Raw genomic sequence first — 15,745 nt, forward strand, 5'->3', positions numbered from 1 at the left:
AGGGGGCTCGCACCGCAGTGCGAAGCACGGAGGTTGCCTTATGAACGCTCCGAGCCCGCCGGAGGCGGCTGGCGCCCCGGCCCTGCAGACCACGCTGGAGCGGCTGCGCCAGGCACCTTGGAAGTTCGGCTTCACGGTGCTGATGCGCCGCTTCGGCGCGCTGCATCCCGAGCTGCCGCCCATCGGGCGGGCCAGCCGCCCGCAGCAGGAGCGCTTCAGGCTCGGCCAGACCGCGGCGCTGAGCTTCGCGCCGCGCGAGATCGCCGAGGTGGCGCTGCCGGGCGCGAGCGTGCCGTCGCCGGGGACCGGCAGTGCGCCGGCGCGCACCGGCAACAACCCGGCGCTGCCGATGGTGCGGTTGTACGGGCTCGGGCTGCTCGGGCCCAACGGGCCGCTGCCGCTGCACTACACCGAACTCGTGCGCGACCGCACCGAGAACCACCGCGACAGCACGCTGGCCGACTTCCTCGACATCTTCCACCACCGCTTTCTCACGCACATGTACCGGGCCTGGGCACAGAGCCAGGCGGCGGCCGGACTCGACCGTGCCGACGACGAGACCTTCAGCCGCTACATCGCGCGGCTGACCGGCCACGATCCGCTCGAGATCCGGGATTCGGTACTGCCTGCGCACGCGCGCCTGGCCGCCTCCACCCACCTGAGCCGCGAAGCGCGCAACCCCGACGGCCTGGCGTCCACGCTGGCGCGCTTCTTCGCGGTGCCGGTGCAGCTGCAGGAATTCGTGATGCACTGGATCCGCATCGATGCCGAGGACCAGACCCACCTGGGCGTGCCGCGCACGTCGAGCGTGATGGGCCTGGGCGCCATCGCCGGCGAGGTGGTGGCCGATCGCCAAAACAAGTTCCGGTTGGTGATCGGGCCCCTGAGCCTCGAGCAGTACCTTCGCTTTACGCCGCAAGGCAAGGATCTTCCGATGCTGGTCGAGTGGGTGCGCGGCTTCATCGGCTTCGAGTTCGTCTGGGAGATCGAACTGCGCGTGCGCAACGACAGCGCGCCGCCTGCGCGCCTCGAAGACAAGGAGAAGCTCGGCTGGTCGACCTGGCTGGGCGGCTCGGAGGGCGCGGGGCTCGGCGTCGTGCACGGCCGGCCGGGAGTCGGCGGCCCCGACTACGCGGTCGGCATGGTGTTCGAGCCGGAGGAATACATCGGCCTGCGTACCTGCCATGGCCCCTCCAGCATTCAGTGAGCTCACTTCATTTCGATCCAGATCCATGATTCACGCTTCCGATCCCTCGAGCTCGCCCGCGGCCGCGGTCCCCGACTGGCTGCAGCCGATCAGCAACAGCCAGCCCTGTGGCGCCAGTCTGGAATATGACGCCGAATACGCGGTGCTCCTGTCGCGCATGACGCCGCGCGGCGAAGCGCAGTACGGCAAGTTCGTCGGCAGTTCCGATGCGCCCAACTGGGCCGAGATCGAGCGTGACTGCCGTCGCCTGCTGCTGCGGACCAAGGACATCGGCCTGTTCGTGTGGCTCTGCCGCGCACGCGCGCGCCAGAGCCAGGCCGCGGGGCTTGCACAGGTGCTTTCCATGCTGGAAGCGGCATTGCGCACCTGGCCCGACGCCATCCACCCGCAACTCGTGATCGAGGGCCAGGCCGACCCCGAGGTGCGTGCCAACGCGCTGGCCGCGCTGGTCGATCCCGAGGGATTGATGAGCGACGTGCGCGAGATCGTGGTCGCCACCAGCACCGCCTTGCGCCTGACGGTGCGCGATGTCGAGCGGGCCTTTGCCGTGCCGCGGCCCGCCGATGCGCAGAGCCCGGAGTCGGTGAGCCTGCAGTTGCTTGCGCTGCATGCGGCCGCCGGGCGGGATGCACAGGCGCCTGTGAAGCTGCTTGCGCAAGCCGCGCAGCATGCGCGCGCGATCGATGCCTGGAGCAAGAGCAATCTGGGCGAAGACGCGCCTTCGCTGCAGCCGCTGGTTCGATTGCTGGACATGTTCGCCACACCGGAGACGGCGAACGCCGCCACATTGGAGAACACGTCGGCGAATATCCAGGCGGCGCCGCACGAGGGAGGCTGGCGCGCGGATGCCTCGGCGTCGACCGATCCGGGGACCTGGTCGCGGTCCGGCCAAGCCGCCGCGACGCGCGTCGAGATCCTGGGCCGCATCCGCTCGGCGCGCGAGTGGTTCGAAACGCATGAGCCGAGCAGCCCCGTGGCCGTGCTGCTCAAGCAGGCCGAGCGCATGGTAGGCAAGCGCTTCTACGAGGTGGCCGACGCGATCCCCTTGGACCTGCTGAAGAAATGGGAGTTGGACGATGACACAGCTGGCGAAGGAGCCCAAGCATGAGTGATTGGGGTCAGTTCATGGCCATCCTCTGGTTCGGGTGCCTGCTGGCGGTCCTGACAGGGGCCTCGGTGGTGGCATGGTGGTGCGTGCGCCGGCTTCGAGCCGCATTCGGCGAGCAGATCCGGCTGGCGCTGCGGGATCTGCCGGCATCGGCGCAAGGGTGGCCGCAGCCGGTGGACGCGCCGGGACGCAACGCGGACGTCGCCCAGGCCGTGCGCCAGGCCATCCAGATCGAGCTCGAGTTTCAGGAACGGCAGCAGGCCGAACGTGATCGGGCCCGAGCGGAGGAACTGCGGCGCTGGCAGGCGGACCAGGAGGAGCGCCGCGCCCAGGAGTTCCGCGCGTTGCTCCATGTGATGTCTGCACAATCGGCGAAGGGGCCGCTGCCGAGTGGCGATACACAGCGTGCGGCGCCGCGATCGCCGGTGGCATCGGCGCCAGCCACGTCCGCACGGCCGCCCGAGCTGATGCAGACGCCGTTGCCACGCCCTCGGCCCGCGTTCGAGCCCGAAGCGCCTGCGGTCGAACTCAGTGACGAAGAGATCGATGCGCTGCCGGCTGAAGTTCCGATGGCAGGCCGGCCCCGAAAGCGGATCTTGCCGGCACCGACCAAGCCCGTGTTGCGCGACCTTTGATCAGCGGTGCTCCCGTGCACGCCATCGATCAGGAACAACGTGAGGCCGACCAGCAGGTGGCCTGTCACGAAGTACATGAAATCGATCTGTCGACGAATCGGCCGTCGTTCAGACCGATTCGTCATGCATCGGGCGATGAGAAGGGCGCGTGAAAAGGAGTTTTCCTTTGGCGAGGCGGCACCTTTCGCATGCCTCGTGCGCAGGCCCCCGAACAGCGCCGGCTGCGTCCATCGAAGCCGAAGCGCCGGCGGCACTTTCGGACTTTTCCCTTGGCGCGTTCCGAACGCCCTCGCTTCGCTTCCCCGCCATTCCAAGTGAAATGGATGCGCCCAAGAAAAGCCGCCGCGCCTCAGGGCGGGATGCGTGAACTCATCACATCCATCTGAGACAAAAAGGCGAGCCCCGAAGGTGCAACCAACACCAACGAGGCTCTAACCACAACGTGCAACCTAGCAAGGAAACCGCACCTCATGGCTACCTCGAATCATAGACATCCCGCCGACATCGTCCTCACGATCGGCACGCGTTCCATCCAGATCGTCTTGAACGGCGACAGTCGTCCCTTCGCACCCGCCCCGCGCCGCCGTGGCCTCGCCTCGATCGTGGACCGGCGCCTGCAGCGTGCCGCGCCATCGCCCGCCCGTCCGGCGGCGGCCGAGGGCGGCGCGCTCATCGCGCGCCACGCCCCTTTCGAAGTCTTCGCCGAGCTCTCGAAAGTGGTGCGCGCCGCCCGCAACGAGATCCTGATCGTCGACCCCTATGTCAACGCCACCGCGCTGACCGACATCGCGGTCTGCGCGCGCGAAGGCGTGCGCATCCGCATCCTCGGCGATCGCGCGGGCGTCAAGTCCAGCCTCGGCCCCGCGGTCCGCCGCTGGCAGACGCAGTACCGTGCTGCGCGGCCGCTCGAAGTGCGCCTGTCAGCCACCAAGTCTCTCCATGACCGCCTGTTGCTGATCGACCGTGCGGAGGTCTGGAACCTGTCGCAGTCGATCGCGGACTTCGCGAGCAGGTCGCCGGCGTCGATCGAGCGCAGCGGCTCGGCCATCGCCCGCGAGAAAGCCGACATCTACCTCGGCCTGTGGACCACGGCCGCGCCGATGGGCTGAGCCTCGGCCCCGGGCCGGCAGCCGCCGGGCGGCGCCAAGGGCCTCAGCGCAGCCCGCCGCCCGCCGCGCCTTCCGCGCGCTGGATCAGTTCGATCTTGTAGCCGTCCGGATCCGTCACGAAGGCAATCACGGTGCTGCCGCCCTTGACCGGCCCGGCCTCGCGCGTGACGTTGCCGCCCGCCGCCTTGATCTTTTCGCAGGCCGCATAGGCATCGGGCACGCCGAGGGCGATATGGCCGTAGGCGGTGCCCATCTCGTAGCTGTCGGTGTCCCAGTTGTAGGTCAGCTCGATCTCGGCCTGCGCCGGGTTGCCCTCGTAGCCGACGAAGGCGAGGCTGTACTTGTACTCGGGGTTCTCGGAGGTGCGCAGCAGTTGCATGCCCAGCACCTGGGTGTAGAAATCGATCGAGCGCTGGAGGTTGCCAACGCGCAGCATGGTGTGGAGAAGTCGCATGTCGTGGGGCGCGAAGAGTGGTCGTTTCACCATTGTCGCGCGTCAGGCGCGCGCGGTGGGGCCGGCCAGCGTCAGCAGATGCGCGTCATGCCGGCGCAGGAAGTCCCGCAGGTGCTGCGCGTACTCGGGCACCACGGCAGCGCGCACGCTCGGGCGGACCGCCAGCGCTGCGCGCCAGTCGCGCACCCGGGGCGTCGCATCGAAGACGCGCGAGTCGCTGATCTCGTCGAAGACGTCGAAGTAGCGAAAGACCGGTGCGAAGACGGCATCGACCAGGCTGAAGCTTCCGCCCGCGAAGTACGGGCCGTCCTTCAGCGCCGCCTCGACGCGTTCGAACTTGCCCGCGAGCGCGAGGCGTTTCTGCTCGAACACCTCGGCATCGCGCGTGGTCTCGTAGCCCCACAGGTCGGCCAGGATCGCGGAGCCGAACTCCATCCAGCCCCGGGACTCGGCACGTGCGAGCGGGTCTTCCGGGTGCAGGCGCGCGCCGGACTGCGTTTCTTCGAGGTACTCGCAGATCACATTGCTTTCGAACAGGATCGCTTCGCCGCCGCCGGGCTGCGGCACGCGCAGAAGCGGCACCTTGCCGAGCGGCGAGATGGCGGTGAACCAGTCCGGCTTGTCGGCCAGGTCGATGACGACGCGTTCGAAGGCGACGCCCTTCTCGTGCAGGGCGATCGCGGCGCGCTGCACGTAGGGGCAGAGCAGGTGGCTGACCAGGGTGAGCGGCTTGATGGGGGGCATGGTGCTCTCTCTCGTTCGGAGTGGGTCTGGAAGCGGGAATTCTTCCGGGCCATGAAGACCTTGTCTAAAAAAGCCCACTCCGCACAGCGACCTGTCGCCAGCCTCGCCCTGTCGCTAGCCGCGTCGGCTGGCGGACCAGTGGGTCAGCCGGCCGTCGTGCATGACGCCGATGCGGTCGGCCATGGCGTGCGCCTCGGCCTCGTTGTGCGTCACCAGCACCGCGGTCTGGCCGGCGCTCTTGAGGATCTCGCGCACCTCGGCCGTCAAGCGCTCGCGCGTGCTGCCGTCGAGGTTGGAGAAGGGCTCGTCGAGCAGCAGCAACGCGGGCTCGGGCGCCAGTGCGCGCGCCAGCGCGATGCGCTGCTGCTGGCCGCCCGAGAGTTCGTGCGGATGGCGCTCGCCCGCGTTGGGAAGCCCGACCAGCGCAAGCATCGCCGCCACGCGCTCGCGTTGCGCGGCGCGCGGCCAGCGGCGCAGGCCGAAGGCGACGTTGCGTGCCGCGCTCAGATGCGGAAACAGCGCGTACTCCTGGAACATCATGCCGACGCGACGCCGCTCGGGCGGCAGGTGCACCTCGGCCGACGACAGCAGGCTGTCGCCGAGGCGGATGCGGCCGGCGCGCACCGGCTCGAAGCCGGCGATCGCGCGCAGCACCGTGGTCTTGCCGCAGCCCGAGGGGCCGAGCAGGCAGCCGATGTCGCCGGCGGCGAGCGAGAGGGAAAAGCCATCGACCACCGTGTGCAGGCCGTGGGCGCCTTCGTAGCCGAGGCGAAGGTCTTCGATCTCCAGCGCGGCGCTCATTGGCATACCTTCGCGCAGCAGCGCTTCGGATTCGCCTTGGGAACGGCCCGGCGGCTCATGCTGCGCTCTCCGAAAATCCACTGCGTGCCAGCAAGACCACCGGCAGCAGCCCCGCGACCACGATCGCCAGTGCCGCGATCGCGCCTTCCTCGTAGGTGCCGCGCGCGGCTTCCGCATAGAGCCAGGTGGCGAGCGTGTCGAAGTTGGCCGGCCGCAGCAGCAGGGTGGCCGGCAGCTCCTTCATGGCATCGACGAACACCAGCAGCGCGCTGGCCGCGATCGCGGGCCGCAGCAGCGGCAGGTGGACGCGGCGCAGCGTGCCGTTGGCGTTCTCGCCGAGCAGGCGCGACGCCTGTTCGAGCGCCGGCGGGATGCGTGCCAGGCCGGCCTCGATGCCGCCCACCGGCATCGCCAGGAAGCGGATCGCGCAGGCCACCACCAGCACGATGCCGGCGCCCATCAGCGGCAGGCCCGGATGGCCGATCAGCGAGGCCAGCGCGGCGTCGGCGGCCAGCGCCGGCGTCAGGAGACCGATCGCGAGCACGGTGCCCGGCACCGCATAGCCCAGCGTGGCGATCCGGCCCTGCCAGCGCCCGCGGTTGCGCATCGAGCCCTGCGTGCGCACCGCCCAGGCCACGACCAGGCCGGCAGCGACCGCGACCGCGGTCACGCCCGCGGCGACGCCGATCGTGTTGACGAGGCTGGAGACCAGGCCGGCCGAAATCCCGCCGCCCAGGCGCAGCCGCTTCGCCGTTTCCCACACCAGGTAGAGCGCCGGCGCGGCGAAGCCGACCAGCACCGGCAGCGCGGCCGCGGCGCTGGCGAGCCAGGCCGCCGCGCCGTGCAGCCGGCGCGGCTGGATGGCGCGCATGCGCTGCGCCGAGCCGAAGCGCTGGTGGCGCCGGCCGTGGCGCTCCAGCAGCACCAGCGCGATCACCACGAACAGCATGGCGGAGGCGATCTGCGCCGCGCCCGCGAGGTCGGAGCGGGTGATCCAGGTCGTGTAGACCGCGACCGTGAGCGTCTGGATGCCGAGGAATTCGGAGGCGCCGATGTCGTTGAGCGTTTCGAGCAAAGCCAGGCTGAGGCCGACCGCCAGCGCCGGCCGGGCCAGCGGCAGCGCGACCCGCACGAAGGCGCCCAGGCGGCTCTCGCCGAGCGAGCGGGCGGCTTCCATCAGGTGGGCGGGCTGGGTCATGAACATGGCGCGTGCGGTCATGTAGACATAAGGGTAGAGCACGAAGCCGAGCACGAAGATCGCGCCGGGCATGGAGCGCAGGTCGGGCAGGCGGAACTGGCGCGGGCTGTCGAAGCCCAGCAGCCATCGGATCGCGCCCTGCACCGGACCGAGCGGATGCAGCAGGTCGAGGTAGGCGAAGGCCACGATGTAGGTGGGCATCGCCAGCGGCAGCAGCAGCGCCCAGTGCAGGACGCCGCGGCCGGGGAAGTCGCAGGCGGTCACCAGCCATGCGCAGCCGGTGCCGATCACCAGCACCAGCAGCCCGACGCCGGCCAGCAGCACCGCGGTGTCGAGCGCCGCCCGGGGCAGCACGTGCCGGGCCAGGTGGCCCCAGTGCCCCAGGCCCGAACCGAAGGCGAGCCACAGCAGACTCAGCACCGGCGCTAGCACGCCGAGTGCGATCAGCACCGAAGCGGTCCGCCAGACCGGGCCGACCGACCGCAGCCGCGTCACTGGTCGAACGCGACCTTGTCGACCAGCGCGCTGGCCTGCTTTCGGTACTTCGCGACCTCGGCGATCGGCAGCGGGTCGACCTTGAGCTCGCCGATGCTGGAGGCAATGATCGGATCGAGCGCCACGCCCTTGCGCACCGGGTATTCGTAGTTGGCTTCGGCATAGAGCACCTGCGCCGACGGCGACACCAGGAACTCGAGCAGCTTGACCGCGTTGGCGCGCTGCGGCGCGTGCTTCGCCACCGAGGCGCCGCTGATGTTGACGTGCGTGCCGCCGCCCTGCACGAAGGTCGGCTTGATCACCTTGATGGCGTCGCCCCACTTGCGCGCGTCGGTGCCTTCCTTGGCGCCCTTCAGCTGGCCGACGTAGTAGGAGTTGGCCAGGCCGACGTCGCAGATGCCGCCGAGGATGTCGCGCGCCACGTCGCGGTCGCCGCCGGTGGCCTTGCGGCCCAGGTTGGCCTTGACGCCGCGCAGCCATTGCTCGGCCTTGGCCTCGCCCTCGTGCGCGATCAGCGCCGACACCAGCGCCACGTTGTAGGGATGCTGGCCCGAGCGGATGCAGACCTTGCCCTTGTACTTCGGGTTCGCGAGGTCTTCATAGTGGAACGAGGTGAGCGGCAGGCTCTTGTCGGCATACAGCACCCGGGCGCGCATCGACAGCCCGAACCACTGGCCGTCGGCGCTGCGCAGGTTGGACGGAATGGCGGATTCGAGGGCGGCCGATTTCACCGGCTGGGTGACGCCGCCGTCGACCAGGTCGATCAGGTTGCCGATGTCGACCGTCATCAGCACGTCGGCCGGCGAGCGGGCGCCTTCGGCCTTGACGCGCTCGAGCAGGCCGTCCTTCACGAACACGGTGTTGACCTTGATGTCGTTCTGCGCGCTGAAGGCCGTCAGCAGCGGCTGGATCAGGCCCGGTTCGCGGGTGGTGTAGAGCGTGAGTTCGCCGGCTGCGTGGGCGGGCAGGGCGGCGGCCAGCAGGGCGAGGGCGGTCGCGCCCAGCGCGAGGGTCGCGCGGGCAGGCGCGCGAGGGCGTGCGGTCATGAGGCGTCTCCAGGGGACTGTGGATCGAGTGGCATCGGCGCGCGGCTCGCGTGCGTCAATGCGAATCATAATCAATGGCGTCCCCCGGGGGCGGCGCAATGTCCCACCGCCGCCGAAGGTGTATCCACCTCAGAGCGCGCAGGGGCTCTCAGCGGCTCGGCAGTTCGAACACCAGGCAGGTGGTGGTGGCGTGCGCATAGAGGGTGCCGTCGGCACCGACGAGGCGGGCCTCGGCGGTGGCCAGCTGGCGGCCGCAATGCAGCACCTTGCCCTCGGCGCGCACGCGCTGCACCTTGGGCGTCAGCGCCTTCACGAGGTTCACGCCAAGCTCGGCCGTGGTGTAGCCATGGCCGGCCGGCAGCATCGTGTGCACGGCACAGCCCAGCGCCGAATCGAGCAGGGTGGCGAACCAGCCGCCATGGATGGTCCCGAGCGGATTCAGGTGTTCGGCCAGCGGCCTGCCCTGGAACACCGAGCGCCCCGGGCCGATCTCGATCAGCTGGAAGGACAGCGTCTTGGCAATCGGAGCATACGGGATCTCGGCCCGCAGCATTGCCCCCATGATCTCCAGCCCGGTCTTGCCGGCGATCTGCTCCCGCTGCGCGACCCCGGGGCCCGGGCCCGCGTCCAGCCGTTCGGAAATCGTGGCTTCCTCGGCGATCCAGGCCGCCAGTTGATCGGTCGATGTCATGTCAATTCCCCTAAGGTTGCATATGCAATGATTGTAGCTACAATCATCGACATGAATGCCATCGAGAAGCCGCAAGGCTGTACCAATTTCCGGCTGCGGCACCTGGTGCGGCAGGTCTCGCGCCACTACGACGCCGAGCTCGCGAAGAGCGGTCTCAAGACCACGCAGTACTCGCTGCTGTCGCATGTGCTGCATCTCGGGCCGCTGCGGCCGGTCGACCTGGCGAAGGCGATGGGCGTCGAGGCCTCGACGCTCACGCGCAACCTCAAGCCGATGGTTGCCGCCGGCTGGCTGACGCAGGGCGAGGGCCCCGATGCGCGCAGCCGGCTGGTCGCGATCACCGACGACGGCCGCCGCAAGCGCAGCGAGGCGCAGCGCCACTGGCGCATCGCGCAGGAGACGCTCAACGAGCTGCTCGGCGTCGGGCGGGTGCTGGCACTGCACCAGCTGCTCGACGAGAGCATCGCCATCCTGCAGGGTCCGGGCGAGATCGCCGAGGGAGCACTCGATGAATGACCACACCACCGCGGGCGCGTCGCCCGTCGCCCGCTACGCCGTCTGGCTGGTGCTGCTGGCCGCGGCCGGCACCTTCGCGCTGACCATGGGGGTGCGCCAGACGATGGGGCTGTTCCTGTCGTCGCTCAACACCTCGACCGGCCTGGGCATCGGCAGCATCAGCCTGGCCTTCGCCTTCGGCCAGCTGTGGTGGGGCCTCACGCAGCCCTTCGCGGGCGCGGTGGCCGACCGCATCGGCACCGGCCGCGTGATCTTCATCGGCGTGCTGCTGGTGGCGCTGGGCACCTTCCTCACGCCGCTGATGACCACCACGGCCGGCCTGATCTTCGCGATCGGCGTGCTGGCCGCGGGCGGCGCGGGCATGGCGGGGCCATCGGTGCTGATGGCCGCGACCACGCGCCTGGTGCCGGCCCACAGGCGCGGCCTGGCCACCGGCATCGTCAACGCGGGCGGCTCCTTCGGCCAGTTCGCGATGGCGCCGATCGCGATCGGGCTGATGGCCGCCGTCGGCTGGGCCAGCGCCATGCAGTGGCTGGCGATCCTGATCCTGCTGGCGCTGCCGGCGGTGTGGGTGCTCAAGGGCAACTCGAATCTGCTCGCGGCGCAATCGGCTGCCGCCAGCGGCATCCAGCCGCTCAGTGCACGCGAGGCGATCCGGCAGGCGCTCGGCACGCCGAGCTATCGCTACCTGAGCCTCGGCTTCCTGGTCTGCGGCTTCCACGTCGCCTTCCTTGCCACCCATCTTCCGGGCGTGGTCGCGGCCTGCGGCCTGCCGCCCGAGATCGGCGGCTGGGCGCTCGGCATGATCGGCCTCTTCAACATCGTCGGCAGCCTGGCGATGGGCTGGGCCGTCGGCCGCTGGCGCATGAAGTCGCTGCTGGCGCTGCTCTACGCGACCCGTGGCCTGGCGGTGCTGGTCTTCCTGCTGGCGCCCAAGACGCCGGTCGTGATGCTGGTCTTCGCCGCCGTGATGGGCGTGACCTTCCTCTCGACCGTGCCGCCGACCGCGGGCCTGGTCGCCAAGATGTTCGGCCCCGCCAACATGGCGATGCTGTTCGGCATCGTGATGCTGGCGCACCAGGTCGGTGGCTTCCTGGGTGCATTCCTCGGCGGCTATGTGTTCCAGGCCACCGGCAGCTACGACATCGTCTGGTACATCGACATCGTGCTGGCGGCCGGGGCGGCGCTGGTCAACCTGCCGATCCGCGAATCGCGGCCGGTGCTGATGGCGAAGGCTCTCGCATGAGCGCAGCGCCGGGCCGCTCCCAAGCAAGCTTGCACCGCAGTGCGAAGCACGAAGGTGCTCCATTGACATCGCTGGACCCGCGCACCCGGCGCCTGCTCGAAGCGCCGATCGTGCCGACGCTGCTGCGCCTGGCCGCGCCCAACGTGGTGGTGATGGTGGCGCAGGCCTCGGTCGGACTGATCGAGACCTTCTTCGTCGGCAAGCTCGGCACCGACGCGCTGGCCGGCATGGCGCTGGTGTTCCCGATCGTGATGCTGATGCAGATGACCTCGGCCGGCGCCATGGGCGGCGGCATCGCGTCCTCGATCGCGCGCGCGCTCGGTGCCCGCCGGCGCGACGACGCCGACGCGCTGGTGCTGCACGCGATCGCGATCGCGATCGGCTTCGGCGCTCTGTTCATGGCGGCGATGCTGTTCGGCGGACGCTGGCTGTTCTCGCTGATGGGCGGGACCGGCGCTTCGCTCGAGGCCGCGATGGTCTATTCCAACGTCGCCTTCGCGGGCGCGGTGCTGGTGTGGATCTTCAACTCGCTGGCCGCGGTGGTGCGTGGGACCGGCAACATGGCGGTGCCGGCCAACGTCACGGTGGCCGGCGTCGTGGTGCTGGTCCCGCTGTCGCCGCTGCTGATCTTCGGCTGGGGCCCGATCCCGGGCCTCGGCATCGCGGGCGGCGCGGTGGCGCTGCTGGTCTACTACCTGGGCGGCTCGCTCGCGCTGTGGGCCTACCTGCGCTCGGCGCGCAGCCTGCTGAAGCCCTCGTGGGCCAGCGTGCGTTTCCGCTGGCCGCTGTTCCGCGACATCCTGCGCATCGGCCTGGTGGGGGCGGTGTCGACGGTGGCGACCAACCTGTCGATCGGCATCGCGACCGCGCTCACGGGCCATTTCGGTCCGGGCGCGATCGCCGGCTACGGCACCGCGTCGCGGCTCGAATACCTGCTGGTGCCGCTGGTGTTCGGCCTCGGCGCGCCGCTGGTCGCGATGGTCGGCACCTGCATCGGCGCCGGCCAGCGCGAGCGCGCCCTGCGCGCCACCTGGGCCGGCGCGGCCATCGCCTTCGTGCTCTCGGGGGCGATCGGCCTGGCCGCCGCGCTGTTCCCGCGCCCCTGGCTGCTGCTGTTCGGCAGCGACCCCGCGATGCTCGAGGCCGGTTCGCAGTACCTGCGCGCCGTCGGGCCGTTCTATGGCTTCTTCGGCGTCGGGCTGGTGCTGTACTTCGCATCCCAGGGCGCGGGCCGGCTGTTGTGGCCGGTGCTCGGCAACATCGCGCGGCTGATCGTCGCCGGCCTCGGCGGCTGGCTCGCACTGCGCTGGGGCGGCGATCTGGTGCATGTCTTCGTGATGCAGGGCGCGGCACTGGTGGTGTACGGCATCGTCATCGCCTCGGCGATCGCGGGCGGCGCCTGGTTCGGCCGGGTCGGCTGGCCGCGCAGCACCCGCGCGCTGCTGCGCCGCTTCCAGGCTTCCTGATTTCTTCATCCCTTCTCGAAGGAAGACCATGAACCTCAAGGATTCCGTCGTCTTCATCACCGGCGCCAACCGCGGCCTGGGCCTGGCCTTCGCGAAGGCGGCCCTGGCCGGCGGGGCGAAGAAGGTCTACGCGGCCGCGCGCGACCCCCGGAGCATCACGCTGGCGGGCGTGCATCCGGTGGCGCTCGACGTCACCCGGCCCGAGCGGGCCGAGGCCGCCGCGCGCGACTGCAGTGACGTCACGCTGCTGATCAACAACGCCGGCATCTCGCGCGGCGCGAGCCTGCTGGGTTCGCCCGACGCCTTCGAGTCGGCGCGGGCCGAGTTCGAGACCAACTTCTTCGGCCCCTGGGCGCTGGCCCGCGCCTTCGCGCCGGTGCTGGCCGCGAACGGCGGCGGCGCGATCATCAACGTGTTGTCGGTGCTGAGCTGGCTCAGCCTTCCTGGCTCCGCGACCTACAGCGCCTCGAAGTCGGCCGCCTGGTCACTGAGCAATGGCTTGCGCACTGCCTTGCGCGAGCAGGGGACGCAGGTGCTGAGCCTGCACGTGGCCTTCATGGACACCGACATGACGAGCAAGGTGTCCGGCCCCAAGGCCTCGCCCGACGAGGTGGTGCAGCAGACCTTCGCGGCGCTGGAGGCCGGGCAGTTCGAGGTGCTGGCCGATGCGCTGACGCGGCAGGTCAAGCAGGGCCTGTCGGCCGAAGCGCCGCCTTACGCGGCGTGAGCCAGGCCGGCGATCCGCCCGGACGCCGGCAGTTATCATCGCTCCCCGCGCTTGGTGCCTGGCGCGGATCGGCGTGTTCGCTGTCGGCGTTTTGCTGCGGTGGACACGTCGGCCCGCGCTCTCCAGGCAGTTGCGGCTGTGCTCGTTTCCGGTCGAAGAATCAGCAGGAAGCGGTGTGCGCCAGCGTCGCTTCCTCCCCACCGGATTCAATTTCGTGAGCTCCATGCCTGGCATCTTCACCGCCTTCAAGAAGTGGCGCGCGTCGCGCAGCGCGGGGCACCAGCTCGACGCCCTGCTGGCGATGGCGGACGCGACAGCGTCCTATGCCGAGCGCAGCGAATGGCTGATCGAGCTCGCGCACTGGATTCGCCGCCGCGGCATCGTGCAGGCGGACGGCGCCGCGGAGGCGCGCTCCGTCCAGGAGCACACCCGCTTGCGCTACATGCTGAACGTGCTCGACCGCAATCCCGCGTGGAAGGCGAACGTCGCGGGCATCCTGCGTGCCGTGCTGCGCGAGAGCGACGGCATCTCGCTCTTGTGCGATGCCGGCATGCCGGTGCACTCCGGCTTCTTCGGGGCGTTGACCGAGCGCATCCAGTCGTCGCTGATTCCGCCGGCGCCGAACCGGCGCGAACTGAGCGCGCTGTTCACGCTGATGTTCACGTCGAGCGCGGACGCCGACTGGATCGACACGCTGCCGCCCGATGTGCTCGATCGCATCCGGGCGCTGTTTGACCACGACGCGGCCGACGACACGCGGCGCACGGGCGCCTTCTCGCTCGACCTGCTGGCCGCCCTGCACAACCTGACCTGCCAGATCAGCTCGACGGGCATGTCGCAGATGGTGCGCGGCCGGCTCGGCGATGCCGACGCCCGCGTCGCGACCGAATCGCAGCCGTTCTACCGGCTGCCGCGGGCCATGCTGGCGGTCGAAGCCGCGCACGAGGCGGTCGAGGACGGTGCGGAGCCCGGCCGGCTGCTGCGCGAGGTCAACTACCTGCGGGTCCTGCTGGACCAGTGCCGCATCGCCATCGACGACGTGTTCGCCAACCTCTACCAAAACGGTGTCAGCATCGACATCGTGTTCCAGATGGAGCGCATGCGCATGCGCATCGCCCGCGCCGAGCAACTGCTCGATACCTGGATGGCACCCGACGACATGCGTGCCATGGCGCGCCTGATGGCCGAACTCGTGAAGGCGAACCAGGAAAGCCAGAGCGTCTCGCACCTGATGCGCAGCAACTTCTCGCTGCTGGCGCGCAAGGTGGTCGAATACAACGCCGACACCGGCGAGCACTACATCGCCCGCGACCGCCGGGAGTACCTGAAGATGCTGCGCATGGCGGCCGGCGGCGGCCTGGTCACGGTGGTCACCGTCTGCGTCAAGTTCGCGATCAGCGGCGCCCATCTGGCCTCCCTGCTCGAGGGGCTGCTGGCGGGCATCAACTACGCCGCGAGCTTCCTGCTGATCCACTTCCTGCATTTCTCGCTGGCGACCAAGCAGCCGGCGATGACCGCGCCGACGCTGGCCCGCGAACTCGACGCGGCAGGCACGCCCCAGGGCATGGACGACTTCGTGACTTCCGTGCTGGCCTTGATCCGCACCCAGGCGGCCGCGGTGCTCGGCAATGTGCTGGCGGTCTTTCCCGTGTGCCTCGGCGTGGCGCTGTTGTGGCGCACGCTCTTCGGATCGGACCTCATCTCGCCGGACAAGGCGCACGCCACGCTGCAATCGTTCTCGCTGCTCGGGCCGACGCCGATCTACGCCGCCTTGACGGGCGTGCTGCTGTGGTCGTCGAGCCTGTTCGCTGGCTGGGTCGACAACTGGTTCGTGCTGCACCGGGTCGGCGACGCGCTGGCGTACAACCGCCGCCTGCGCCTGACGCTCGGTGCCGCCGGCGTGGCCCGGCTGGCAGCCTTCTGGCGCTCGAACATCGCCGGCGTGGCCGGCAACATCTCGCTGGGGCTCCTGCTGGGACTCGTTCCTGCCCTCCTGTCGGCCTTCGCGTTTAGCTTCGAGGTGCGGCACGTGACGCTGAGCGCGGGCTCGATCGGCGTCGCGCTCGGCGTGCTCGGCAAGGCGCCCCTGCAGTCGGCGGAACTGTGGTGGGCGGTGGCCGGCGTCTGCAGCATGGCGGTGTTGAACGTGGCGGTGAGTTTCGCGCTGGCGTTCCACATGGCCATCCGCTCGCGCGACTTGCGGCGCGCGCATGTCCGCTCGCTGTACGAGGGCGTCTGGCGCCGGATGCGCAGCCGTCCGATGGAACTGCTCTGGGCCGGCACGGTGCGGCGCGCCTGAGCG

16 protein-coding genes are annotated in these 15,745 nt (G+C 70.0%); 10 read left to right on the forward strand and 6 right to left on the reverse strand.

Annotated features, from left to right (window positions below):
- Positions 1-40: 40 nt before the first annotated feature.
- From tssG to AC1D2O_RS24795, 5 genes are all read left to right on the forward strand, one after another.
- The gene (gene tssG, locus AC1D2O_RS24775) at positions 41-1,207 is read left to right on the forward strand and encodes a type VI secretion system baseplate subunit TssG (protein WP_478085895.1); all 1,167 of its coding nucleotides are present in this window, start codon (positions 41-43) and stop codon (positions 1,205-1,207) included.
- A 25-nt stretch (positions 1,208-1,232) separates the two neighbouring features.
- Positions 1,233-2,315 (forward strand): type VI secretion system protein TssA, encoded by a 1,083-nt coding sequence (locus AC1D2O_RS24780; protein ID WP_478085896.1) that lies wholly within the window; start codon positions 1,233-1,235, stop codon positions 2,313-2,315.
- Positions 2,312-2,950 carry a hypothetical protein gene (locus AC1D2O_RS24785; protein WP_478085898.1) on the forward strand — a complete coding sequence of 213 codons (639 nt, stop codon included), beginning with the start codon at positions 2,312-2,314 and terminating at the stop codon, positions 2,948-2,950. The genes AC1D2O_RS24780 and AC1D2O_RS24785 overlap by 4 nt, the downstream gene beginning before the upstream one ends.
- A gap of 14 nt (positions 2,951-2,964) precedes the next feature.
- A complete protein-coding gene (locus tag AC1D2O_RS24790; protein WP_478085899.1) occupies positions 2,965-3,102 on the forward strand; it encodes a hypothetical protein in 138 nt (45 codons plus the stop codon).
- A 318-nt stretch (positions 3,103-3,420) separates the two neighbouring features.
- A complete protein-coding gene (locus tag AC1D2O_RS24795; protein ID WP_478085900.1) occupies positions 3,421-4,059 on the forward strand; it encodes a hypothetical protein in 639 nt (212 codons plus the stop codon).
- Positions 4,060-4,102: 43 nt separating this feature from the next.
- Here the strand turns inward: AC1D2O_RS24795 and gloA are convergent, their stop codons facing one another.
- From gloA to AC1D2O_RS24825, 6 genes are all read right to left on the reverse strand, one after another.
- Positions 4,103-4,513, reverse strand: coding sequence for a lactoylglutathione lyase (gene gloA, locus AC1D2O_RS24800; RefSeq protein WP_478085902.1), 411 nt, complete (start codon positions 4,511-4,513; stop codon positions 4,103-4,105).
- Positions 4,514-4,555: 42 nt separating this feature from the next.
- Complete coding sequence (locus AC1D2O_RS24805) at positions 4,556-5,257, reverse strand: glutathione S-transferase family protein (RefSeq protein WP_478158068.1); 702 nt, start codon at positions 5,255-5,257, stop codon at positions 4,556-4,558.
- Between the two features lie 114 nt (positions 5,258-5,371).
- On the reverse strand, positions 5,372-6,058 hold the full coding sequence (locus AC1D2O_RS24810; protein WP_478085905.1) for an ABC transporter ATP-binding protein: 687 nt from the start codon (positions 6,056-6,058) through the stop codon (positions 5,372-5,374).
- Between the two features lie 55 nt (positions 6,059-6,113).
- The gene (locus tag AC1D2O_RS24815; RefSeq protein WP_478158069.1) at positions 6,114-7,751 is read right to left on the reverse strand and encodes an ABC transporter permease; all 1,638 of its coding nucleotides are present in this window, start codon (positions 7,749-7,751) and stop codon (positions 6,114-6,116) included.
- Positions 7,748-8,797, reverse strand: coding sequence for an extracellular solute-binding protein (locus AC1D2O_RS24820; RefSeq protein WP_478085908.1), 1,050 nt, complete (start codon positions 8,795-8,797; stop codon positions 7,748-7,750). Before AC1D2O_RS24820 ends, AC1D2O_RS24815 begins: the two co-directional genes overlap by 4 nt.
- Before the next feature lie 148 nt (positions 8,798-8,945).
- Positions 8,946-9,488: a PaaI family thioesterase gene (locus AC1D2O_RS24825; RefSeq protein WP_478085910.1), complete on the reverse strand. Its 543-nt coding sequence runs from the start codon at positions 9,486-9,488 to the stop codon at positions 8,946-8,948.
- Positions 9,489-9,515: 27 nt separating this feature from the next.
- Here AC1D2O_RS24825 and AC1D2O_RS24830 point away from each other — a divergent pair, with 27 nt between their 5' ends.
- The 5 genes from AC1D2O_RS24830 (at position 9,516) to AC1D2O_RS24850 (ending at position 15,742) form a co-directional block, all read left to right on the forward strand.
- Positions 9,516-10,004 carry a MarR family winged helix-turn-helix transcriptional regulator gene (locus AC1D2O_RS24830; RefSeq protein WP_478085912.1) on the forward strand — a complete coding sequence of 163 codons (489 nt, stop codon included), beginning with the start codon at positions 9,516-9,518 and terminating at the stop codon, positions 10,002-10,004.
- Positions 9,997-11,250, forward strand: coding sequence for an MFS transporter (locus AC1D2O_RS24835; protein ID WP_478085914.1), 1,254 nt, complete (start codon positions 9,997-9,999; stop codon positions 11,248-11,250). The genes AC1D2O_RS24830 and AC1D2O_RS24835 overlap by 8 nt, the downstream gene beginning before the upstream one ends.
- A gap of 62 nt (positions 11,251-11,312) precedes the next feature.
- Complete coding sequence (locus tag AC1D2O_RS24840; protein WP_478085916.1) at positions 11,313-12,716, forward strand: MATE family efflux transporter; 1,404 nt, start codon at positions 11,313-11,315, stop codon at positions 12,714-12,716.
- A gap of 28 nt (positions 12,717-12,744) precedes the next feature.
- Positions 12,745-13,443 carry an SDR family oxidoreductase gene (locus tag AC1D2O_RS24845; protein ID WP_478085917.1) on the forward strand — a complete coding sequence of 233 codons (699 nt, stop codon included), beginning with the start codon at positions 12,745-12,747 and terminating at the stop codon, positions 13,441-13,443.
- Between the two features lie 223 nt (positions 13,444-13,666).
- Complete coding sequence (locus AC1D2O_RS24850) at positions 13,667-15,742, forward strand: site-specific recombinase (protein WP_478158093.1); 2,076 nt, start codon at positions 13,667-13,669, stop codon at positions 15,740-15,742.
- Positions 15,743-15,745 lie beyond the last annotated feature (3 nt).

The sequence above is a fragment of the Variovorax sp. P1_G12 genome (assembly GCF_056405555.1).